Source organism: Armatimonadota bacterium (genome assembly GCA_017993055.1).
Lineage (GTDB): Bacteria > Armatimonadota > UBA5829 > DTJY01 > DTJY01 > JAGONM01.
The window spans coordinates 18716-40571 of sequence record JAGONM010000025.1 but is presented as its reverse complement, the minus strand read 5'-3'; the positions used below and the strand labels follow the sequence as shown (position 1 = coordinate 40571).

General features: G+C 60.4%; 19 protein-coding genes. 6 read left to right on the top strand and 13 right to left on the bottom strand.

Going from position 1 to position 21856, the window contains the following annotated elements:
• The first annotated feature begins 62 nt into the window (after positions 1 to 62).
• The 3 genes from KBC96_10510 to KBC96_10500 all read left to right on the top strand — a co-directional run bounded on the left by KBC96_10510 (position 63) and on the right by KBC96_10500 (position 2981).
• Positions 63 to 545 carry a S1 RNA-binding domain-containing protein gene (locus KBC96_10510; protein ID MBP6964828.1) on the top strand — a complete coding sequence of 161 codons (483 nt, stop codon included), beginning with the start codon at positions 63 to 65 and terminating at the stop codon, positions 543 to 545.
• 109 nt (positions 546 to 654) lie between these two features.
• Positions 655 to 1776: a hypothetical protein gene (locus KBC96_10505; protein MBP6964827.1), complete on the top strand. Its 1122-nt coding sequence runs from the start codon at positions 655 to 657 to the stop codon at positions 1774 to 1776.
• A gap of 74 nt (positions 1777 to 1850) precedes the next feature.
• Positions 1851 to 2981: a hypothetical protein gene (locus KBC96_10500; protein ID MBP6964826.1), complete on the top strand. Its 1131-nt coding sequence runs from the start codon at positions 1851 to 1853 to the stop codon at positions 2979 to 2981.
• Here KBC96_10500 and KBC96_10495 read toward each other — a convergent pair.
• The 3 genes from KBC96_10495 to KBC96_10485 all read right to left on the bottom strand — a co-directional run bounded on the left by KBC96_10495 (position 2951) and on the right by KBC96_10485 (position 7597).
• The gene (locus KBC96_10495; GenBank protein ID MBP6964825.1) at positions 2951 to 3400 is read right to left on the bottom strand and encodes a hypothetical protein; all 450 of its coding nucleotides are present in this window, start codon (positions 3398 to 3400) and stop codon (positions 2951 to 2953) included. The genes KBC96_10500 and KBC96_10495 overlap by 31 nt on opposite strands.
• A 403-nt stretch (positions 3401 to 3803) precedes the next feature.
• Positions 3804 to 6158 carry a SpoIIE family protein phosphatase gene (locus KBC96_10490; GenBank protein ID MBP6964824.1) on the bottom strand — a complete coding sequence of 785 codons (2355 nt, stop codon included), beginning with the start codon at positions 6156 to 6158 and terminating at the stop codon, positions 3804 to 3806.
• 200 nt (positions 6159 to 6358) lie between these two features.
• A complete protein-coding gene (locus tag KBC96_10485; GenBank protein MBP6964823.1) occupies positions 6359 to 7597 on the bottom strand; it encodes an MFS transporter in 1239 nt (412 codons plus the stop codon).
• Positions 7598 to 8130: 533 nt separating this feature from the next.
• Here KBC96_10485 and KBC96_10480 point away from each other — a divergent pair.
• The 3 genes from KBC96_10480 to KBC96_10470 all read left to right on the top strand — a co-directional run bounded on the left by KBC96_10480 (position 8131) and on the right by KBC96_10470 (position 11615).
• Complete coding sequence (locus KBC96_10480; protein ID MBP6964822.1) at positions 8131 to 8481, top strand: STAS domain-containing protein; 351 nt, start codon at positions 8131 to 8133, stop codon at positions 8479 to 8481.
• A gap of 259 nt (positions 8482 to 8740) precedes the next feature.
• A complete protein-coding gene (locus KBC96_10475; GenBank protein ID MBP6964821.1) occupies positions 8741 to 10789 on the top strand; it encodes a PDZ domain-containing protein in 2049 nt (682 codons plus the stop codon).
• A 46-nt stretch (positions 10790 to 10835) separates the two neighbouring features.
• The gene (locus KBC96_10470) at positions 10836 to 11615 is read left to right on the top strand and encodes a trypsin-like peptidase domain-containing protein (protein ID MBP6964820.1); all 780 of its coding nucleotides are present in this window, start codon (positions 10836 to 10838) and stop codon (positions 11613 to 11615) included.
• A gap of 87 nt (positions 11616 to 11702) precedes the next feature.
• Here KBC96_10470 and argH read toward each other — a convergent pair whose 3' ends face one another.
• From argH to rplM, 10 genes are all read right to left on the bottom strand, one after another.
• A complete protein-coding gene (argH, locus tag KBC96_10465; protein ID MBP6964819.1) occupies positions 11703 to 13073 on the bottom strand; it encodes an argininosuccinate lyase in 1371 nt (456 codons plus the stop codon).
• A gap of 2 nt (positions 13074 to 13075) precedes the next feature.
• Positions 13076 to 14266, bottom strand: a complete 1191-nt coding sequence (locus KBC96_10460; GenBank protein ID MBP6964818.1) for an argininosuccinate synthase — start codon at positions 14264 to 14266, stop codon at positions 13076 to 13078.
• A 16-nt stretch (positions 14267 to 14282) separates the two neighbouring features.
• Positions 14283 to 15683: an ornithine carbamoyltransferase gene (argF, locus tag KBC96_10455; GenBank protein ID MBP6964817.1), complete on the bottom strand. Its 1401-nt coding sequence runs from the start codon at positions 15681 to 15683 to the stop codon at positions 14283 to 14285.
• Positions 15684 to 15705: 22 nt separating this feature from the next.
• Positions 15706 to 16191 carry a hypothetical protein gene (locus tag KBC96_10450; protein ID MBP6964816.1) on the bottom strand — a complete coding sequence of 162 codons (486 nt, stop codon included), beginning with the start codon at positions 16189 to 16191 and terminating at the stop codon, positions 15706 to 15708.
• Between the two features lie 36 nt (positions 16192 to 16227).
• On the bottom strand, positions 16228 to 17418 hold the full coding sequence (locus tag KBC96_10445; protein ID MBP6964815.1) for an acetylornithine transaminase: 1191 nt from the start codon (positions 17416 to 17418) through the stop codon (positions 16228 to 16230).
• A 201-nt stretch (positions 17419 to 17619) separates the two neighbouring features.
• Positions 17620 to 18492: an acetylglutamate kinase gene (gene argB / locus KBC96_10440; protein ID MBP6964814.1), complete on the bottom strand. Its 873-nt coding sequence runs from the start codon at positions 18490 to 18492 to the stop codon at positions 17620 to 17622.
• A gap of 108 nt (positions 18493 to 18600) precedes the next feature.
• Positions 18601 to 19806, bottom strand: a complete 1206-nt coding sequence (gene argJ, locus KBC96_10435; GenBank protein ID MBP6964813.1) for a bifunctional glutamate N-acetyltransferase/amino-acid acetyltransferase ArgJ — start codon at positions 19804 to 19806, stop codon at positions 18601 to 18603.
• Between the two features lie 117 nt (positions 19807 to 19923).
• Positions 19924 to 20628 carry a C40 family peptidase gene (locus KBC96_10430; protein ID MBP6964812.1) on the bottom strand — a complete coding sequence of 235 codons (705 nt, stop codon included), beginning with the start codon at positions 20626 to 20628 and terminating at the stop codon, positions 19924 to 19926.
• 384 nt (positions 20629 to 21012) lie between these two features.
• Positions 21013 to 21408 (bottom strand): 30S ribosomal protein S9, encoded by a 396-nt coding sequence (rpsI, locus tag KBC96_10425; protein MBP6964811.1) that lies wholly within the window; start codon positions 21406 to 21408, stop codon positions 21013 to 21015.
• The gene (gene rplM / locus KBC96_10420; GenBank protein MBP6964810.1) at positions 21408 to 21851 is read right to left on the bottom strand and encodes a 50S ribosomal protein L13; all 444 of its coding nucleotides are present in this window, start codon (positions 21849 to 21851) and stop codon (positions 21408 to 21410) included. The genes rpsI and rplM overlap by 1 nt, the downstream gene beginning before the upstream one ends.
• Between the last annotated feature and the right edge of the window lie 5 nt (positions 21852 to 21856).

Genomic DNA, 21856 nt, shown 5'->3' with positions numbered 1-21856 from the left:
CCGCATACCGCAACATATACTGGATTCAGCAGTGTGTTCCCCACGTTCCCACGCCGAATGCCATGCAAGAAGCAGCATCCAGAGTAGAAACGATCCTCGAGGTCGGCTCCACCGTGGTCGGGACTGTAGTCAAGCTCGCGGAATATGGAGCGATCGTTAGACTAGAGGGCGGCAATACCGGCCTTGTTCACATCTCCGAAGTGGCCGATACCTTCGTCCGTGATATCAACGACCATTTCAAGGAGCACGACCGGATACGCGCCACGGTTCTCAGTCGGAACGGCAGGGGGCGCTACCAACTCTCCACGAAGAAGATCGAGCAGCCGGCCCGCGAGCCCGTTCTCTCAAGACGACCCCAGAGGCCCGTCGAACGCATCCCCGATCCCGTGAACCTCGGCCCCGAACACGAAACCGCACCGCGATCCGCCGCGGCCGACTCGATCACTTTCGAGGACCGTCTGAAGGCGTTCCTGAAGGACAGCAACGACCGACAGTTCGACGTCAAGCGACACCTGGAATCCAAGCGAGGCAGCCGAAGGCGTTAGGATCCGACTCCATGAAACAAAAGTGGCACATTCGAACGTCTAATACTAGTGGTAGTGATGTGCCAATAGCGCTCCGGACAGAGGCAGTTTTGGAAAGGAGTGACACAGAATGACAGGAAGACTTCGAGCTATCCTCGGGTTTACGATTTGTCTAGCCATGGCAATGACTGCCGTAATGATCTTTGTCTGCGACGATACCTCCTGGGCAAAAGGCGCCGTCAAGTCCTCCGGCGGCGGCGGGAGTTCGGATAATGAATCGAGATCGTCTGCCAGATCGAGCGACTCAGGCGGATCGGCCGGCGGAGCGTCGGGCGGATCCAGCCGATCGTCAGATTCATCCATCCGCTCGTCGGCTACCGTGGATCGAAGCCCTGCCACACGCATCGAGACCCGCTCACCCTCGGGTTCGATCACGAACAGGCTAGACCAGGAGTTCCAACTCCGCTCGGTATCTTCCCGGCAAGACACGCGAACTCCGAGTCCCACATATCGCAAGGATTACGCGGACATCGGCGACCTCTGGAGGGGGCGGCAGGAGAAGCGCGACACAGACAACCGACGGTACGACGACTATCGGAGAGGATACCACGATTCGGGTCCAGGATACTACGGCCGGTCCGATGGCTGGGGGTGGAGCGTAGGGGTGTATACTCCATCCTTCCGGTACCGATACTACTCTTACGACTACTTCCCCACGCGGTGCTACCCGTCCGTATATTGCTACTACTACGACTACTTCCCGCCGTACCTTTTCCACGACCGCGTGTTCTTCACGGCCAGACTGTCCAATGCCAGGATGGTGCTGGAGGTTCCGGTGTTCGTCTACAGCCGGTCCAGTGACTACTACCTTTCCGACTCGATACAGAAGGGCCTATGGGCGGCCCTCAGAGACATCCAGCGGGCCTGGGAGAGATCCGAGCCGGAGCTCATCATGCGGCACGTCAAGAGCTATCTCGCAGTGGACGTATACCTCAGGGATGAGTATTCGTACTCTCTCGATACGACCGACTACTACGATATGACACGCGACGCGATGTCGGTCATCAAGACCTACTCGTTCGACTTTGACAAAGTGAACCGGGCGGGTCTCGACCGGCACATCGCGAAAGGCAAACACGTGTACACCGACCGTTACGGGGCTCTGAAGACGGTATTCGTTTCGTACACCCTGGAGCGGTTCGGTTCGGACTGGTACATCACGGCCGTAGGGTCGTCGCCGTATCCCAACTGATCCAGGCCGAGGACCCCGGGGCATCAGATATCGAGCCCCGGGGTCTCGTTCTTTTCGCGCGAGGTGATGGGAAGATGAGAGCAAGACACGTTGCGCTTATGCTGATCGCGTTTCTTGCGTGCGGTTTTCTGGTGGTGAGGGTCGATGCCAAGGGCATCGTGAAGACCAAAGACGATTCGTCGTCGCAGAGCCAAGACTCCGGTGAACAGCGTAGTTCGCCGCCTCCGAAACAGCAGGATTCTCCCCCCTCGTCTTCGCAGGACAGCCGCTCGTCGTCGGGCAACAGCGTCGGCAACTCGCGATCAGAGCAACGCGATTCCACGACCTCGGAGGACACCAGTCGGTCTTCATCGGAGCGAGGCGAACGAGACAGTAGTTCGAGTCTCTCTCGGCAGGTCGAGAGGCGAGACGAGCGCCGCGATCCCGAATACGAATACCGCAAGCACTATTACGATCCGTTCTTCTACCCGTACGACCGCCAGTTCTGGAGCTACTACCCCTATTACAACAGAGGTAGCGTGATCATCATTGACGACGCCTGGCGCAATCCGAGGCGAGCCTGGCGTCGAGAGTACAGCTACCGGTCTCCGGTCCCGGGATCTCTAGAGGAGGCGCTCGTTGACATCGAAGCGACATGGTGGGAACGCGAACCGGAGTTCCTCATGTGGCACGTCGACCCCGCGCGCAGCATTGACATCTTCTACCAAGGAGACTACTCCCACAGAGTCTCGCCTCGTGAGATGTATAAGCTCACGGAGGAGTCGTTGAGCCGCATCCGCACGACGGAGTTTCGCTTCACTTCGGTCGAGAGGGACGGGTACGAGGCCAGAGCGGCTGCAAAGCATGTCTTCGACGGCCCGGACGGCAAACGCAGGACGACCAGGCTGGTATACTACCTTTCCAGGGAACGAAACAGGTGGATCATCACCCAGTTGGACTTCAGCAAGACAGACTACGGCTCTCCGAAGTGCTTCATAGCCACTGCCGCGTACGGTACGGACATGGAAGAGGATGTGCTGACGCTCCGGCAGTTCCGGGACCGCTACCTGATGACAAGCCCTGCGGGGAGAGACCTGGTGAACGCTTACTATGAGATCAGCCCGCCGATAGCCGACGGCATCAGGGAGAGCAAAGCAGCTCGCGCAGTGATCCGTTCACTATTGCTGCCAATCGTTCAGACCTGCAAAGTACTCGTGGGTGACTGACTGAAACACGCAGACACAGGATCTTCGGCTTCCCGGGCATACTTTGTGAGGCGGACAGTAGCTCCATCGTCTGCCGGCATGAACTGGATCTCGTCGGCCAGCAATCTCAGCTTCTGAAAAGTGCCTGCCGACGCGGCACCGACCAGCCATTGCCGGTTCGCGGGTGGCGTGAAGCAGCACGCGGGATCGCAGATGTCCACGGTCATGCAGTTGTCGCAGGTGTGGAGCTTGATGCAGAGACTACCTTGACCGTCGCCCTCTGCAGCCTGAATTGACGAGACGCAGACCTCGTGCACGGCTTCCTCGGCATCGCGAACCTCATCCCGACTCATCCCCAAGCCCACAGCCAAGCTGGATACGATCTTACGAAGGTGCGGCAGATAGATGCGGTTCTTCTTGATCCGGACTTCCGTGGTCATTGCGCCCCCCTCATCCATGATGCTGTCACAACCGCGTCTTGCACGGCCACATACATCTCAATAGACCCGATAGCACGGCTGGCGCCGCATTTGGTGGTGACGGGCCGAACAGCCGCTCGGATTCACACGGTCTGACGGCTCGCAGTCGCAGGACCGACTTTATCACCCAGGCTGGAGGCTGTCAAGGAAATGTGGGGGGCTGAACCATGATTTTTCTGCCACAAGTTTGGCGGCCGCAAATCCCTGGTCAGAGAGTGATCTCCGGTTATGCCGACCCGCGCACGATGCGAGGCTCCGACATCCGGGTTAACCGAACGGTCACAATATTTAGCGCATCCGTCTGCGGCTAAGATACGGTATGACGCATTGGCTAACGAAGCAGCAGACGGGCGGCAAACTGCCGTCAATCGCCCGACCGTGTGTACTTGATGACCATCAGCGCAACATCATCGTGCAGTTCTCCATCGGCATGACCGCGAATGCCTGCTTCCACCGCATCGACGATCTCCTGCGCGGTCCTCCCCGCGGCGTTGCAGAAGAGGGTCTGAAGTCCTTCCACTCCAAGGAATCGCCCCTCATTCCTGACATCGGTGGCACCGTCCGTATAGAGGAGAAGCGCGTCGCCAGGCTCGAACCCCGCCGTCTCCTCGCCGTACTCGTAGTCCGCAACGATGCCGAGTGCGGTGCCGGTGGTCACCAGCGGGTGGCATAGACCACGGTCTTCCCCCATAAGCATGGGAAGCTCGTGTCCGGCGTTGACGTAAGTCAGTTCCTTGCTCTCGGTATCCAGTACTCCGTAGAAGAGCGTGACGAACATCCGCCCGCCGATGTCCGCCCAGACGGCGCGATTTAGACGCCTCACCAGCTCCGCCGGGGTCGGGGCGTCGAGAGCGTAGGCCCGCAGCATATACTTGATCATGGCGGTATGCACGGCCGCGCTCAATCCCTTGCCAGAGATATCGGCGATGACGAAGCCGATGCGCGAAGGGGTCAGCCGGATCAGATCGTAGAAGTCACCGCCGATCTCAGACTCGGTCAGGGCGGCCTCATACCGGTCGGCGAACTCAAACCCGCCGATTCGGCGGGGGATCTGCGGCAGGAAGGACCTCTGCAGGGTATAGGCGATATGCCGCTCGCGCTCATAGGCTTGCGCGTTATGGACAGCGACCGCGGCCTGAACCGCCACCGCCTGCGCCATCGAGACCTGATCGTCCGAGAAGGGGCGCGAGGCGCCCGGCTCGTATGCGATGGCCACACCCATTACCTCGTCCTCGATGAGCATCGGAAGAGCCAGCAGCGACCTCACGTTGAACTTGACGGCCATCTCGGTCGGCACGAGATCGTCCTCGGGAGCGTTTCCGATGGCCAGCGGCTGCCCGGTAGCGACGATGTGTTTTGTCAGATCCAGGGCATCCTCAAGAGGCGTCTCCCACTTCGCGAAAACTTCGCCCTCCTCCTCAGACAGCCCGTAGGAGGTTGTCGGCCTCACCAGTCCATCTTCGATCAGCCAGATCGCCACCTTGCGGGTGCCGCAGACATCAGCCAAACTCGCCGCAATCAGCTCGAGTCTTTCGTCAACGCGAAGAGTCGCAACAAGCGCCTGGGATATGCGAAGAAGGATGTCGGCCCTTTTGGCAGAGATAAGTGCCTTGTCATGTTCGTCCTCGAGTTCCCTATACGAGGCTTCGAGACGCGATGCAGTGTGGTTCCACGAAGCTGCCAGCTCCTGAAGCTCATCGCCCGTCTCTATGGCAACGCGATGTCCCAGGTTGCCTGCGCCTATGAACTCGGCGCCCTCTCGGAGCAGCCTGAGCGGACGAGTGATCCGACGGCTCACGTAGGTGCTGAGCAGCGTGACAAGCAACACGGAGATAATCATCCATGCGAGAGCCATCGCCACCGCCCGATAAGGCGGTGTCATCGCTGGGGTCGCGGTTTCCTCTACGATGACTCCCCACCCAACTACCGGCAGCCGCCTGTAGACCGCCAGATAACGCTTTCCCCAACGATCCCGATAGATCAGGTGTCCAGCCGCATCAGAAACCGGATCGCCCATCAGCCGACTTGCCGGAGGGAGGTGCATCAGGCTGTCTCCCACGGCAATATCCGGATACGATGGAGAAAACGCCACCGCCCGGCACGTGCCGTCCACGATGAGCACGCTTCTATCGGGCTGCGAGCCGAATCCATCGGCCAGTTCCTGGAGCAAGCGCAGACTGACCACACAGGCAACAGCACCAACGGGGGTTTCTCCCGATGATCCGATGGGAGACATGATCAGTGCGAGCGCCTCGCTAGCAGGGGTGTAGTGGACGCTACTGACGAAGATGCCGCCCTTTGCGGCTTCGACGAAGCCTTTCTGAACCAAGGACCGGGGCGGCTCCCACTCCTGATCCGAGGCTGAGACGGCAGCAAACACTTCTCGGGGCGAATAGTACACGCTCATGCTGCGCAGGAACGACATCCGCGCGAGAGACCGGTTCATGACAAGAATCTGCCCGGGCCTGTCCCGCTCGCCGAAGACCCTATCGCGGCCTACGCCAGTCAGGAACGAGTCGAGATCGTCTATAAAATCGAGGGCCTGCTGAGAAACAGTCTCCTCCAGGGCGCCAAGCGCCGAGAGGGCCTCAGCTTGCTGTTCCTGTATGCTCATCAGAATCAGGGCAGTGGACACGAATATGGAAGGCGCGAGCACGGCCAGCAGCAATATGACCAGCAGCTTCCTTCTCAGACTCGACTTCGGACGTCCTTCGGCCATGAGAGCAACTCCGCGCGTATTGTCACTGTCCAGACACAGGCCGCGCTGCAACCATCCTGCGTCTACAGTTATACCCAACAATGCCCGACTTTAGCAAGCGAGCAGAAGAGTGAAGACGCAAATGGGTCCGGCGCGGTTCGCGCCGGACCCATTTGATTCGTCAACGAAATGAACCTGCCGATACGGTCGCAGGCGGCCTCTCAGCCTTGGGGTTCAACCGGACTATCCTGAGCCAGCTTGACGGCCTTATAGCCGCCCTCCTTCCGATGGCCCTGGTAGAAGAACAGGAAGACGACGGCCGCAATGGCCGGCAGGATGGCCACCGCCTGCAGACAGCCGGAGGTCCCTCGGCCTTCGAAGAGCCAACCGAATATCGGCTGGGCGAAACCAGCGGACGCCATACCGGCAGCACCCATCAGACCCATGGCCAACGCGCCGCCTTCAGGCCAGCGCTCCGATGTGTATCCGAGCATTGTCGGCCAGTAATAGCATACGCCGACGGAGAAGACCGTGGCAGCCAGAAACGCCATGGCAGGCCCCTGGGCTACGCTCAACGCCAGCAGGCCCAGCACCGAGATGACAGATGAGAGGAGCAAGAGGCCGATGGGTTTCAGCTTGTGAACGACCGGGCCGGCGAATACCCGGCCGATCAGCATCACGAAGCTGATCCAGCCGAGAACAAGAGTACCCACCTTGACCCCCGACTCCTTCAACATCTCAGAGATCCACTGGTTGGTGCCCAACTCGGTAAATGCCGTGAGCCACATGCAGACCCAGAATACCAGGAACAGCGAGAACACCGACTTCCACATCTTCCCGGTGGAGACGCCGGACTGCACGCGCTCGGTCGGCGGGAGTTTCAATTTGATGAACATTGCGCCGTACACCAGCGTGGGGATGAACAGGACGCCCGTCTTGTACTCCCAGTGGTTGAGGGCGCTGACCTGGGTCATAAGGTAGGCAATGACCGTTCCGATCACGATCCCTCCGGGCCACCACGCGTGCAGGGCGTTCAACTTGGCCGTCTTGTTGTCCGGATACAGCGTGACGACCAGCGGATTCACCGCACCCTCAATGAACCCATTTCCGAGTCCGATAAGCAGGGTGCCAACCGCCAGCATCATGATGCTGTTCGCGAAAACAGTTCCCGCAATGCCCGCCATATGAAGAATCCAAGCGAACACCAGGAGAGACTTCATGCCCAGCCAGTCGCAGACGATGCCACTGAAGGCGATGGCGATCGTGAATCCCCAGAACGCGCCGGTGATGGCCCAGCCGATGTCTGCCGGTTTGGCGTGAAATGTGGCCATGAAATCGCCCAGGGTATCGCCACGGATGCCAAATGCGATCGCGCTGACCACGAGAGCCATGCAACTTGCCGTGAACAACTCGCCGCGATGGCTGTAAGCGGAGTCGGAAGCACTAGCGCCTCTACTCAAATCCCTACCTCCCTTAACGAGATGTCTGACCGGAACGACAGTCGAGTCGCGACCGCACCGCCGTCCCACCTTCCTCATTCGCCGACCATATTCTCTGCAGAAACCGTTATGTCCTCCTTCGCTGCACGGGCAAATGCCCCACCCCGTATCGCGGGCAGCCCTATCCCAAGCCTCGTGCCGTCCTAGACCTACAACTATCCAAGCGAGCAACCTCGCAATAATACTTGACTAATCAGGCAAGCGCTGGTATAATATGCGGTAGTGCTGTAGTCGGGCAGGCACGATCATTCGACGCACACGGCATATGGCCGACCGGGCAACCGGTCAAGCCGTCCTCCACCTTGGCGCCGGATGACCGTACCTCTTGATCGAGCGCAGCTTGTATATCTGTCGGACACGGAGGTCTCACGTACAGGATGTGGCCATTCACAGCAACTGCCGCACCACAGCAGTTGCCGCTTGTCGTGCCTACAAGCGATCGGCCTCAAAGGGCCGGGAAACCATTCTCACGATGATTTCAGGGGGCCATTGACATGGAGATTGTGGTAACGCAGAGCAAGCCGAACGTGGTGAAGGTTGCCGGGGAAGTTGACCTCACGACCAGCGCGAAGTTCCGCGCCGCTCTGGACCATGCCGTGAGCGAATCGCCCGACGGCGTGATCGTGGACCTTTCGGACGTGACCTACCTCGACAGCACAGGCATTCACACGATCCTTGTGGTATACCGCCGACTTCAGGACCAGGGAGGGCGCCTCTCACTGGTCGTCGAACGGCCGAATGTCAAGAAGGTGCTGGAGATTCTGCACATGGACAGACTTGCGGGCCTGGAAATCTGCGGCGACGTGATCTCGGCCGAGCAAGCAGTTGCGGCGATCGGGAATTGAAAGCCATCGCGCGGCTCGACGGTCCGAGCCCTATTCCGCGCAGCGGGCGATGCGCGACGCCCGTTCGCGTGATTCCTCCTGAGCCCTTGCTCATCCGACCCTCTCTTGCTGCTTGACTTTCTTCAGCCCGAGGTCTATTCTAGCAACATGATCGCATGCGAGGGTCGCCAGCGCCCTGCTCGCGACCGCTTCAGCATCCGGGTTGCCCCAGACGGACAGGCATCCGGCTCATCACAGACCCGCGCCGACCGGAGGACCTATGCAGATCACCATTCGCAGGACGTCGCCCCTCGCGGCAATCGCCGTTCTGATGTGCCTCACACTACCCACACCCGCAGCTGTCGCCGACGACTCTGCGTCGCTTCGGCGGGCGGTCGAGACAGCAGTAGCCAAGGTGAAGCCCGCCCTCGTAAAGATCAGCGTCGTCACTGTAGACTACGACCAGGGCCGGGAGATAAAGTACGAGAGTGTCGGCAGCGGGGTAATCATATCGAAGCAAGGGCATGTTATCACAAATCACCATGTGGCCGCCGACGCCAGGCTGCTCACCTGCACCCTGGCCGACAAGTCGGAGATTGACGCCGAACTCGTGGGAACCGACGCACTGTCGGACATCGCCGTGATCAGGCTGAAACCAGCGGAGAGGACGACATTCACTGCCGCCAGTTTCGGAGACTCGTCCACCCTCAAGGTTGGAGACAGGGTATTCGCGATGGGAAGCCCCCTGGCTTTCTCTCAGTCCGTCACGATGGGAGTGGTAAGCAACACCGAACTGGTCATACCTGAACAACTCGGTTCGTGGTTTGATCTCGTGCTGGACGGGGAGAGCGTCGGCTCGCTCGTTCGCTGGATCGCCCATGATGCCGCGATATTCCCCGGGAACTCCGGCGGGCCGCTCGTCAACGCGACGGGTGAGATCGTGGGCATCAACGAAGTAGACCTCGGGCTCAGCGGAGCCATCCCCGGCAACCTGGCGAGGGAAGTCGCCGATCAGATCATCAAGCATGGCAAGGTCAGGAGAAGCTGGTTCGGGCTGATGACACAACCTCTCCTGAAATCGTCCGAGAGAAAAGAGGGTGTACTAATCGGCGGAACGGTGGACGGTTCTCCTGCCGAGAAGGCCGGGTTCAGAGCGGGCGACATACTTCTGAGAATCGCCGGCAAACCCTGCACCGTGGCGTTCCAGGAAGAGGTGCCGATCTTCAACCACTTTCTGATGTCCCTTCCCGCCGACAAGGAAGTCGAGGCGATCGTGCTTCGTGACGGAAGGAACGTGCACCTCAAGGTCACACCTGTTGACCGTGAGGACGCAATGGCCAAGCCGAGGGAGTTCAAGGATTGGGGTCTGTGTGCCAGCAACATCACGTTCTTCAAGGCGAAGGAGATGAAGCGCCCCGGGAAGAGCGGGGTGCTCGTCTCCAGCGTCGGGCCGGGAGGCCCGGCAGGCAACGCGAAGCCGGCGATCATCGAACAGGACATCATCGTCAGAATCGGTGACAAACCTGTGGCCAATCTGCAGGACTTCCACGCCGCTACTAAGGAGATAACAGAGAATGCTGACGCCCCGGTCCTGACTATCGTGACGTTTGAGCGCGGCTCCGACCAGTACCTGACTGCGGTGAAGGTCGGTCGGCAGGACCTGAGAGACCCCGGCCTCGAAGTCAAGAAGGCATGGCTGCCAGCGGCGACTCAGGTGCTCACCCGAGACATCGCCGAGGCGCTGGGCATGAAGGACCGCACTGGCGTCAGGGTAACTCAAGTATACTCGAACAGCACCGCCGAGAAGGCGGGCCTGAAGGTGGGCGACATCATTTTGAGTCTCGACGGCACCCCGATTCCCGCCGCCCAGCCGGAGGACCTCGATGTATTCCCGGCCATGGTTCGTCAGTACCGCATCGGAACGACAGCCGATCTCGGAGTCCTCCGGGGCGGCGCTGAGATGACGATCCCCGTGGAACTCGTGACTTCGCCCCAACTCGTGCGTGAGATGCAAAAGTACCGAAACGACGACCTCGAGCTCACGGTCAGAGACATCAGCTTCTTCGATAGAGTTTCGAAGCAGTGGCCGGAGACCCAGACCGGCGTAATCCTTGACTCGGTCACCGGCGGCGGCTGGGCATCCCTGGGCGGGCTGTCCGTGGGCAGCCTGGTCGTCGGAGTGGACGGCAAACCCGTGGCGGACGTGAAGGCATTCGAGGCGGAGATCGCAGGTATTGCCGAGCGGAAGCCCAAGAGCATCATCTTCAGCGTGAGGTCCGGCATATCGGACTCCTTCGTAGAGCTGCGGCCGGCATGGCCGCAGGACTGATTCGACATCCCCGCCCGGTGGCGGCATTTCGAAAGGAGACGCAGTAATGACACGGATTGGCAAGGTATCGGCAGTTGTCTTGTTGGCGGCGATCATTGCAGTTGCCGCCGCCCCTGTTTCCGCGGATGAGATCGCGCAGAGCGGCAGGCAGATCGTGAGCAAGTGGCAGGATGCGATCGTGACAGTCCAGCTTGTCGTGAAAACGACCGCGAGCTACGAGGGCGAGCAGGCACCCCCGCAGGAGGACAAGGTCGAGGCGAACGGGCTTCTGATTGACCCGTCGGGGCTGGTGGTAACGCCTCTCTCTGAGATCAGCCCCGAGGAGTCCATGGCGGACTACCTGGGCGGCGAGGCGGAAAAGTACCAGGTCACCACCGAGATCACTGAGGTGAAGATACGAATGGGCGACTCCAAGGAGATTCCCGCCGCAGTGATGATCAGGGACAAGGAGCTCGATCTTGCCTTCATAAGGCCCCTGACCAAGATGGCCACTAACGTGTTGGCGGTTGACCTTTCGAAGGGATCCAAGCCCGAGTTGCTTGACCCGGTGATCGCGCTCTCGAGGCAGGGAGTGGCGGTCAACCGCGCGGTGGCGGCTTCGCTCGACCGCATCGAGACAATCGTCGAGAAGCCGAGGTTCTTCGCGGTACCCGATCAGGGACTCGACATGGGCTCCAGCATATTTGCCCTGGACGGCAGTTTCATAGGGCTGACGGTCATGAGACAGCTTTCATCCGCAGCCGGCGGAAGCAACTGGTACAGCAATTCCGCGCAGATCATCGTGACGGCCGCGGATCTAGCCGAGGCCGCCAAGCAGGCACCATAGTTCGGCAACGGCCAACCTGATGCAAGAACGGCCCTCGATCCTCCAGACGGACGAGGGCCGTTGCTGCTAAGTATACCAGACGGCAGGCTAAGTCAGCAGCTTCTTTGCCGCCTCGAGCTGCTGCAGAATCTCCTCCCTGCCCGTCGAGCCGTAGACGCCCCTGGCCGCAACACTGCTCTCGACCGATGAGACGGCATCGGTGCTGTCGAACTGATCCGAAAACCGGTTCAGTTCCTCCAGCGACAGGTTCTCGAACGATCTCCCGCTCTCCAAGCAGTAGGCCACTAGTCGGCCCACGATCTCGTGGGCCGAACGGAACGGCACCCCCCTGCGCACGAGATAGTCGGCGAGATCCACCGCGTTTGAGAAGTCAGCCTCAAGGGTCTGCTTCATGCGCTGGGTACGGAACTCAGTCGAGCCGATCACGAGGTCGAGCATCTTCAGGCAGTCGGAAACCGTGTCCGCCGCGTCGAAGATTGCCTCCTTGTCCTCCTGAAGGTCCTTATTATACGTTAGCGGAAGTCCCTTCAGCATAGTCAGCAGCGACATCAGATCGCCGTAGACCCGTCCGGTCTTGGCGCGGATCAGTTCCGGAACGTCGGGATTCTTCTTCTGAGGCATCAAGCTGCTGCCGGTCGCCATCGAATCGTCGAGTTCCACGAAACCGAACTCGCGGGTGTTCCAGATGACGAGCTCCTCAGCAAAGCGAGACATATGCATTGACGTGATCGCACAGGCGCTCAGGAACTCGACGGCGAAGTCCCGCGCCGAGACGGCGTCCATGCTGTTCTCACTCACCTTGTTGAAACCGAGCATCTCGGCCACCCGATGCCGGTTCAGCGGGAAGGAGGTCCCGGCCATGGCACCCGATCCCAGCGGCATGACATCCGTGCGGGTGTAGCAGTCCTCGAAACGCCCCCGGTCGCGCTCGAACATCCACACGTAAGCGAGCAGGTGGTGCGCGAGCGGGACAGGCTGGGCGTGCTGCAGATGCGTATAACCCGGCATGATGTCGTCGAGATGATTCTCCGCGGCATCTATCAACGTCTTCTGGACGTTCTGGAGCGCGCGATCGAGCACCCTGATCTGAGCCTTGACGTACATGCGCAGGTCGAGAGCTACCTGATCGTTCCTGCTGCGCGCGGTATGAAGCTTGCCGGCGACTTCACCGATCCGCTCATGGAGGAGTTTCTCGATGTTCATGTGGATGTCCTCGGCCGAGATGTCGAACTCGACCTTCCCGGCGCGGATATCCACCTCGATTGCCTTCAGACCGTTCACGATGCTATGTGCATCCTCGGCGGGGATGATGCCGCACTCGCCAAGCATGGTGGCGTGCGCGATGCTCCCCTCGATGTCGAACTCCCAGAGCCGGGAGTCGAACCCGATGGATGCATTGAACCGATCGACATCCTTGGAAGTGGCCTTGCTGAACCGACCGCCCCAGAGCTTCGACATTGTCAGTCCTTCTTCATCAGCGACCAGTACATGCGCGACTGAAGGCCGTGAATCTTTACGGCTCCGGTCATCTCGCTCTGGTCGAACGTCTTGGTATCGAACGATGCCAGGTCCTCGGAGTAGAGCGCGAACTTGCTGCTTCGTCCCTCGACCTTCGCGCCGCCCTTGAAGAGCTGCAGGCGCACCGTGCCGGTCACGCGGTCCTGGATCCTGTTGATGAACGCTTCGAGGTCTTCTTTGAGCGGGTCGAACCAGAGCCCGGCATAGGCAAGCTCGCCCCACTTCTGGTCGACCATCGTCTTGAACTGCCGCTCGTCCTTGGTGCAGACGAGGCTCTCCAGCGCCTTGTGGGCCATGATGAGGATCACCGCCGCCGGGCACTCGTAGTTCTCCCGGACCTTCAGGCCGAGCATCCGGTCCTCCATGACGTCCACGCGCCCCACCCCGTTCCGGCCGGCGATCTCATGAGCTGCCTTGACGAGTCCGACGGGGTCCATGGCCTTGCCATTGACAGCCACCGGCGAGCCCTTGTCAAAGGTGAACTCGACCACTTCGGGCTCGGCACGGCTGTCCGCAAGGCTCTTCGTCCAGGTGAAAATCTCCTCCGGCGGAGTATAGTTCGGCTCCTCGAGGTGTCCACCCTCGATCGAGCGACCCCACAGGTTCTCGTCGATGCTCCAGATCTTCTCGACGGTCTGCGCGATCGGAACGCCGTGCTCCCTGGCGTACTCGATCTCCTCGGTGCGGGTGTAGTTGTGCTCCCGCATCGGGGCTATGATCGGCAGGTCGGGGCACATCGTGCGCCACACGAACTCGAACCGGAGTTGGTCGTTGCCCTTGCCGGTGCATCCGTGGCAGAAGGCGTCCGCACCGACCTTCCGGGCTATCTGGGCGCTCTTGACGGCGATCAGCGGCCGCGCGATAGACGTGCTCAGCGGATAGCCCTGGTAGTCGCCGTTAGCCTTTACAGACGGGAAGCAGTAGTCCGTCACGAACTCGGCCCTGGCATCAATGGTGTAATGCTCAGTGCCCAGTGCGGCGGCGCGCTCCTCTGCTTGCTTGATGTCATCAGGCGGCTGACCGACATCCGCCGTGACAGTGACGATATGGTCGAATCCGTAGTCCTCCTTCATCATCGGTATGCAGACCGACGTGTCGAGTCCCCCGGAATATGCGAGTACAACCTTCTTCATTGTTCTTTCCTCTCCGCTACATCACCAAGGCCATGACCGCCTTCTGCGCGTGGAGGCGGTTCTCCGCCTGGTCAAAAACGACCGAGTGCGGCCCGTCAATCACCTCGTCGGTGATCTCCTCGCCCCGATGCGCGGGCAGGCAGTGCAGGACTATCACATCGCCCTTCGCCGAGTCAACGAGCGCCTGGTTAACCTGATACGGCCGGAAGATCGAGAGGCGCACCTCGCGTTCCGCCTCCTGCCCCATACTCGTCCACACATCGGTATAGATCACGTCGGCATCCCTCGCCGACTCAACCGGATCAGTTGTGATAACGATCGCGGCGCCGGTCTCCTCCGCATCGCGTTTCGCGGAGAGATGAACCGCCGTGTCCGGCTCATATCCCTCGGGGCTGCCGACTGCGAAGTTGGCGCCGAGCTTCGCCGCAAGGAGCATGAGGCTGTGACATGTGTTGCTGCTGCCATCGCCGATGTACGCCACCTTGAGACCCTTTAGCTCGCCCTTCTTCTCGTATATTGTAAGAAAATCGGCCAGCGCCTGGCAAGGGTGCTCCAGGTCGGAGAGGCCGTTGATCACCGGTATGTCGGCATGCTTAGCCAGGTCCACGACCGTTTGGTGCGAGAACACCCGCGCCATGATGCCCTGCACCATCCGCTCGAGGTTTCGAGCCGCATCGGGGATGCTCTCCCGCGTGCCGAGCTGAATGTCGGACGGCTGGATGTAAATCGCGTGACCGCCGAGCTGAGTCATCCCTGTTTCGAAGCTCACCCTGGTCCGCAGGGACGGCTTTTCGAATATCATCGCGAGCGTCTTGCCAGGAAGGACCGGGTTGTCCGCCTGATACCGAAGCGACCGGCTTTTGAGCGCCTTCGCGACCTCGAAGGTCTTCCAGACTTCGGTGACGTTGAGATCCCGTATGGAGAGCAGGTCACGACCGCGCATCTCTTCTGTCATCAGTTTGACGTCCATCTTGGTCTCAGTTTCCACATGCTCTCCACCTACCAGAATGTGTCGCGCTCTCTCGAGATCGGCACCGGCTTTGACCAGCGCAAGCGCCGCTGATTGTCCGGCATCTCGCAGAAGCCCGAGGAGTAGATGCTCGGTACCGATATAATCGCAGTTCAGCCGACGGGATTCCTCATACGTCAGATCAATGGCACGCTTGCAGGCGGCGGACAGCTGCATGTCGCTTCCTGTCCTCCCGCAGCCTCTCTTGACACCGCGTCTGACATCATTTCCGAGCTTCTCCAGATTCACGCCCAGTTGACTGAGTATGCGCGCTGCAGAGGAGTCCTTTCTACGCAGCATGCCGAGCAACAGGTGATCGGGTTCAACCGTGTCGCATCCGACCGATCCTGCCTCTTCCTGAGCATAGAACACGGCCTCCCGTGCCTTCGTTGTGAACCGCTGCCACATGATGTCTGTCCGCCCCCTCCGATCAGCCCTGCAGATACGCTGACTCGTTGCCGTTCGCCCGACCAAACGGCAGTCTTCCCGCCTGAAGATTGCGCAACTGATCGAGGATCGCGGGCTGATCAGCGCCGAGCCGATTCAGAACCGACGACGCCACGCCGCCGGTATCTCCGGCCAGACCAAGAAGCAGATGCTCCGTGCCGATCCATTCATCGTTGAGCCGACGGCCTTCGTTGAAGGCCTGGTCCACCGCTCGCTTCGCTTCCGTCGTCAACTGCATGTCATCGCCGATGTGGTCCGTACCCCGCGAAACGATCTTCATGACCTCGGATTTCAGGGTGCCGAGGTCAATGCCCAGACGCTCGAGCAGACTCGCCGCGACGCAGTCGTCCTCGCGGATGAGCGCGAGGAGCAGGTGCTCCGGACCCACGCTATTGTAGCCAAGCTTCTCGGCTTCCTGTTGGGCCAGGAAGATAGCCTTCCTGGCGTGCTGAGTGAGTTGTCTCCACATGCTGATGTTTCCTCCTGTAGAGAAATCGCTGAACTTCTACTTATCCAAGACCCCGCTCATAGTGCGAAGGGCGGAGTCAACATCGGACTTGGTCGCGATCAGCGGCGGCAGGAACCGGATGATACTACGGCCGATCGCATTGACGATGAGTCCATCCCGCAGACACTGTGCCGCGATCTCCGGGGCGTCGCCGCGGTTCATCTCCATCGCAAGCATCAGGCCAATGCCCCTTATCTCCCCTATATCGTCCCTCTTATCTCTTAGACGCATGAGCGCATCGCGGAAGTATGCGCCGACCTCCGCCGAGTTCTCTACGAGTCCCTCGTCCTCGATGGCCTGCACAGCGGCCAAGCCGGCAGCGCACGCGAGAGGATTGCCACCGAAGGTGGACGAGTGGTTCCCCGGGCGGAAGCCGGTGGCAACCTCGCCGGTTGCGAGACATGCGCCTATCGGGAACCCACCACCCAGGGTCTTCGCCAGGCTTATGATGTCGGGCTTGATGCCGTAGTGCTCGAAGCCGAACCACTTGCCGGTCCTCCCAAGTCCAGTCTGGATTTCATCCAGGATTAGCAGAAGACCCCGAGCATCGCAGATGCGTCTGATCGCCTGCATGTACTCCTGCGACGCCGGATGAACTCCGCTCTCGCCCTGTATCGGCTCGAGCATGACGGCGCAGGTGTTCTCCCCGATCGCGGACTCCAAGGCGGCGACGTCGTTGTACGGCACATACCTGAACCCGGGAACGAGCGGCTCAAAGCCTTGATGATACTTCGGCTGTCCCGTCGCGGTGACGGTTGTCAGGGTTCGACCGTGGAACGAGCCCTCGGTCGTGATGATCTCGAACTTCTCCGGGCCACGGTTCTCTTTCGACCACTTGCGCGCCAACTTGATGGCAGCCTCGTTCGCCTCAGCCCCGCTGTTGCAGAGGAAAGCCCTGCCCATGCCGGACAACTCGACAAGCTTCTTCGCCAGCGCCGGACCCTGCGGGACGTGATAGAGGTTCGAGACGTGCATGAGCGCGGCGGCCTGCTTGCAGATGGCATCGACCAGCGCGGGATGCGAGTGACCCAACCCGCAGACGGCGATCCCAGCGAGGAAGTCGAGGTACTCCATACCGTCGGCGTCCCAAACCCTCATGCCCTGCCCGCGGACGAAGACGACGGGCTGGCGCGCGATCGTGTTCATCAGGTAGTCGTCGCTCATTCGGATCACCGAACGGGTATCTATGTCGAGTCCGGGTTTCACCGCTGTTGGTCCTCTCCTGCCATGCTATCGCCTGTCGGCGAAGCACAGAAACGAAAAAAGGCAGAGTCGTGCTTCTGCCTTGTGTTACGCCGAATCGCCGTATTCTGTTGTCATGCAGATCGGCTTTTTCATGTCCATCCGCTCTGACATCCCGATTATGGCTCTATTCTACAGATGTTGCAGTCAAATGTCAACCTCAGCAGCTACCATAGTGCCGATACCTCTGTCCGTAAAGACCTCCATCAGGAGAGCATGAGGCAGCGTGCCGTCAATGACGTGCGCACGCTCGACGCCGCCCGCCAACGCGGTAACACATGCCTCGACCTTGGGTATCATCCCCGAGTCTACTACACCCGATGCGATAAGGCCGCGCGCTTCGTCAGGCGTCAGCGACGAGATCAGGCTGGACTTGTCCTGGAAATCCCGATAGATGCCGCGCACATCGGTAAGCATGATCAGCTTCGAGGCACTTAGCGCCGCCGCAAGCGTGCCGGCAACGTGGTCAGCGTTGATATTGTAGGACTCACCGTCCCGACCTACCGCGACCGACGATATGACGGGTATGTACGCCTCTCGGATCAGAGTCTGAACGATGCCGGTATTCATCTCGACTACGTCGCCGACGAACCCAAGGTCACCTTCTTCTGAGATAACCTTCTCTGCGACAAACAGGTCGGCATCCTTACCGCTCAGGCCGACTGCCTTGCCACCCTGCCGGTTGATCAGCGCGACGATGCCTTTGTTGGTCTTCCCGGCGAGCACCATCTCGACGATTTCCATCGTCTCGGCATCCGTAACGCGCAAACCGCCGACGAATGAGGACTCCTTGCCCATTTTCCTCATCATCTCGCTGATCTCCGGGCCACCACCGTGAACCAGCACTGGCCTCATACCGACGCAGTGCATGAGCACGATGTCGCGCATGACAGCTTCCTTCAACTCGGGGTTGACCATCGCATTGCCGCCATACTTGATGACTATCGTCTGCCCCGAATACCGCTGGATGTACGGCAGCGCCTGAACGAGAATCTCGGCCTGCTCGATGGCCTTTTCCATTGCAGCCTCCCGGAGGATGCGGAAGCACGGGAACCGAAGGAGGACACTGCGTCTCCAGTGAAGCCGTCTCCGTGATCTCCCTCTGCGTCCGTGTTTCCGTGCTCCGTCTTACGTATGGTATTCCGCGTTGATGCGGATATAGTCGTACGAGAAATCGCAGGTGAAGACCGTCGCCTCGCCAGGCCCACTGCCGATTCGCAGAGTCACAAGAATCTCCCGGCCACGCAGATAGTCGTGCGCCTGCGCCTCCGGGAAGTCGACCGGCTCTCCATCCTCGACCAGCATGATCGGACCGAAGTTCAGCCGCATCTCGGAGGGATCGAAATCAACCCCGGCGCGTCCGGCGGCCGCAAGCACCCTGCCCCAGTTCGGGTCACTGCCGAACACGGCGGTCTTGACAAGAGGTGAGTTGGCAACCGCCATCGCCACCTGACGGGCGTCTTGAAAGGATCGCGCACCCTCAACCCTGACCTCGATCAGCTTCGTCGCGCCCTCGCCATCGAGAGCGATCTGCTTCGCGAGACACACAGTAACCACATCGAGAGCATCCTGGAACTTCTTTAGTTCGGCACTCCCAGCGCCGAGCGGAGGATATCCGGCGGCGCCATTTGCCAGGATGATCACACTGTCATTCGTACTCCCGTCGCCGTCAACGGTCAGGCAGTTAAATGACTTCTCCACGGATTCGGACAGACATCCCTGCAGTATATCGGGCGACAGAGCAGCGTCCGTGGTGACAAACGCGAGCATGGTCGCCATGTTCGGGCAGATCATGCCGGCCCCCTTGGCCATTCCCGCGATTCGCACGATTCCGCCGGGAAGATCCAACTCCACGCACGCGGTCTTCGGCTTCGAATCGGTCGTCATGATCGCCCGGGCGGCCGATTCCCCTCCTGTGTCGCTCAGGGCCTCTTTCGCGGATGCCAGGCCCGCGAGGATGGAATCCATCGGCAGCCGCCGCCCGATGATGCCCGTCGAACAGACCAAGACGTCCTCCTCAGGCACTTCGAGAAGACTAGCCGTCTCCCTGGCCATCCGCAGAGCATCCGTGCGGCCGCCATCCCCGGTACAGGCGTTCGCATTGCCGCTGTTCGCGATGATTGCGCGCGCGGTTGCCCTCGGCAGGCGCGCCTGGTCAAGCAGCACCGGCGCGGCCTTCATCAGGTTAGTCGTGAACACCCCGGCGGCGGAAGCCGGATGCTCCGACACGATCAGCGCGAGATCGTCACCCTGTTCCTTTATGCCGGCTCGGACCCCTGCGGCAAGAAACCCCTTAGGAGCAGTCACCGAGCCCTCTGTCTGTCTGAAACTCATCGGGATCTCCCAAGCCAGAATGATAGCACACGGGTATCCGTTTGGCAAACACAAAGGGCCGGAGCAGAATGCTCCGGCCCGGAAAAACCAGTCAAATGCGCGTCCGAGCGCGGTCTGTCATCTGCGTGCGGCGACGAGCCAGGCCGCATAACGCGAGTTTACAAGATCGTCCACCCCGACTCCGCCCCGCGAACCGGACGCATGGATGAACATGCCGTTGCCCATATAGATACCGGTGTGGTCCACCACCGAACCCTTACAGGCGAAGTACAACCGATCGCCCGCCTGAAGCTGGTCAAAGGGCACTGCGGCGCCGACGTTAGCCTGATCGCGCGACACTCTCGGCAAGTTGATGCCGTGGCTCGCAAAGACGGCCTTTACAAAGCCCGAACAGTCCAGCCCGCTGAGAGAGTAACCACCCCAGACGTAGGGGATGCCGACGTACTTCATCGCGGTGTCAATGATCGCACCACCCGCGGTGTTGGCCTGCGTCTGGCTGCCCACGACCTGGTAATCGAGAAGACTGACGCATTTCTTCGCGATCCAGCCCGTGCTGCCGTTCGACATCAGCACGCCGTACCAGTCGCGGTTCTCGCCGATGACGGCAATGTAGGCGTCCTTCGGGCATGTGTAGTAGGTGGAGGATCTCGAACCGGGCGCGGACTTGATATCCGCCTTGGAGGCTGTGATCACTCCAACTCGCCCGATCGGCTTCTGGGGGCCGGAGGACTTCGTCTGAGTCTGAGCCTGGTACTGCTGAGACGCCGCCAGTTTCCCCGAGCCAGCCTTCGTTGCGCCGGTAGTCTCATGCTTCAGGCGCATGTCGTCCTGTGAGGCGGCCGGCGGGTCGAGCGTGACGTTGAGCGTCCGCTCCGGCGCGGCACCAACGCCAGCGGCGCAGGTGAGAATAAAGACCAGCGCAATCGCTCCGTGCAGTATGGAACTTCTCGTCATAAGTTGCCCCCAAACACGCCTGCCAAGTGATCATTCCCCGAATCAGCAAGCGCTAACCATACAAACGCGCTCCCTTCAGTCATTATCGGCTGGATGCCGCAGGAATGCAGCTCGCCGATTTGCGTGATCCACCGGAAATGCGGCGCCGCCGGGGAAAATGGCAGGCCGAATGTATTTGTATGGACGACGAAGACCCCTCACTGTGTTCCACTCGGGCCGGCCTCAGGTGAAACCGGCCCGGGATATGCGCTGTTAGCGCTTCGAGAACTGGAACGCGCGGCGGGCCCTCTTGAGACCGTATTTCTTGCGCTCCTTCACTCTCGGATCTCTCGTCAGGAAACCCTGGCGGCGAAGCACCTTCCGGAACTCGGGATCCGCCTCGAGCAGAGCTTTGGAGATGCCGTGGCGAATGGCCCCAGCCTGACCGGAGATACCTCCGCCCAGCACGTCGGCACGGATGTCGAACCGTCCGCCGGCCTCGACGGCGTCCAGAGGCTGCACAATCAGCATCTCAAGCGTCCGGCGGCCGAGATAATCGCCTGCGGTCCGACCGTTGATGGTGATAGTTCCCGTGCCGGGCGTGAGCCACACCTTCGCCGTGGCGTTCTTCCTGTGACCCGTAGCGTAGTATCTAGCTTCGTTTGCCACTACGATTTGTCCTCCAAGATCTCAAGCACTTCGGGCTGCTGGGCCGCATGGGGATGCTCAGCGCCCCTGTAGACCTTCAACTTTTTCAGCATGCTTGCGCCGAGCGAGTTGTGCGGGAGCATGCCCTTGACGACGCGCGTGATCAGGCCTTCGGGCTTGTCCTCCAGCATCTTGCCGTACGTCGTGCTGCGAATGCCACCCGGGTACTGGGTGTGCCGGTAAATCTTCGCCTCAGGCTTGCCGCGCCCGGTCAGCTTCACCTTGTCCGCGTTTATGATGATGACGTGGTCGCCGGTGTCAACGTGAGGGGTAAAGATCGGTTTGTGCTTACCGCGCAGAATTTTGGCCACCTGCGAGGCGAGACGACCCAGAGGCTTGCCCTCAGCGTCTACCACGTACCACTTTCTCTCGATTTCATTCGGCTTTGCCGTGTAGGTCCTCATATTGC

Coding starts and splice junctions, on each gene's coding strand:
- KBC96_10510 (MBP6964828.1), top strand. CDS start 63: ATGCAAGAAGCAGCATCCAGAGTAGAAACGATCCTCGAGGTCGGCTCC.
- KBC96_10505 (MBP6964827.1), top strand. CDS start 655: ATGACAGGAAGACTTCGAGCTATCCTCGGGTTTACGATTTGTCTAGCC.
- KBC96_10500 (MBP6964826.1), top strand. CDS start 1,851: ATGAGAGCAAGACACGTTGCGCTTATGCTGATCGCGTTTCTTGCGTGC.
- KBC96_10495 (MBP6964825.1), bottom strand. CDS start 3,400: ATGACCACGGAAGTCCGGATCAAGAAGAACCGCATCTATCTGCCGCAC.
- KBC96_10490 (MBP6964824.1), bottom strand. CDS start 6,158: ATGGCCGAAGGACGTCCGAAGTCGAGTCTGAGAAGGAAGCTGCTGGTC.
- KBC96_10480 (MBP6964822.1), top strand. CDS start 8,131: ATGGAGATTGTGGTAACGCAGAGCAAGCCGAACGTGGTGAAGGTTGCC.
- KBC96_10475 (MBP6964821.1), top strand. CDS start 8,741: ATGCAGATCACCATTCGCAGGACGTCGCCCCTCGCGGCAATCGCCGTT.
- KBC96_10470 (MBP6964820.1), top strand. CDS start 10,836: ATGACACGGATTGGCAAGGTATCGGCAGTTGTCTTGTTGGCGGCGATC.
- argH (MBP6964819.1), bottom strand. CDS start 13,073: ATGTCGAAGCTCTGGGGCGGTCGGTTCAGCAAGGCCACTTCCAAGGAT.
- KBC96_10460 (MBP6964818.1), bottom strand. CDS start 14,266: ATGAAGAAGGTTGTACTCGCATATTCCGGGGGACTCGACACGTCGGTC.
- argF (MBP6964817.1), bottom strand. CDS start 15,683: ATGTGGCAGCGGTTCACAACGAAGGCACGGGAGGCCGTGTTCTATGCT.
- KBC96_10450 (MBP6964816.1), bottom strand. CDS start 16,191: ATGTGGAGACAACTCACTCAGCACGCCAGGAAGGCTATCTTCCTGGCC.
- argB (MBP6964814.1), bottom strand. CDS start 18,492: ATGGAAAAGGCCATCGAGCAGGCCGAGATTCTCGTTCAGGCGCTGCCG.
- argJ (MBP6964813.1), bottom strand. CDS start 19,806: ATGAGTTTCAGACAGACAGAGGGCTCGGTGACTGCTCCTAAGGGGTTT.
- KBC96_10430 (MBP6964812.1), bottom strand. CDS start 20,628: ATGCGCCTGAAGCATGAGACTACCGGCGCAACGAAGGCTGGCTCGGGG.
- rplM (MBP6964810.1), bottom strand. CDS start 21,851: ATGAGGACCTACACGGCAAAGCCGAATGAAATCGAGAGAAAGTGGTAC.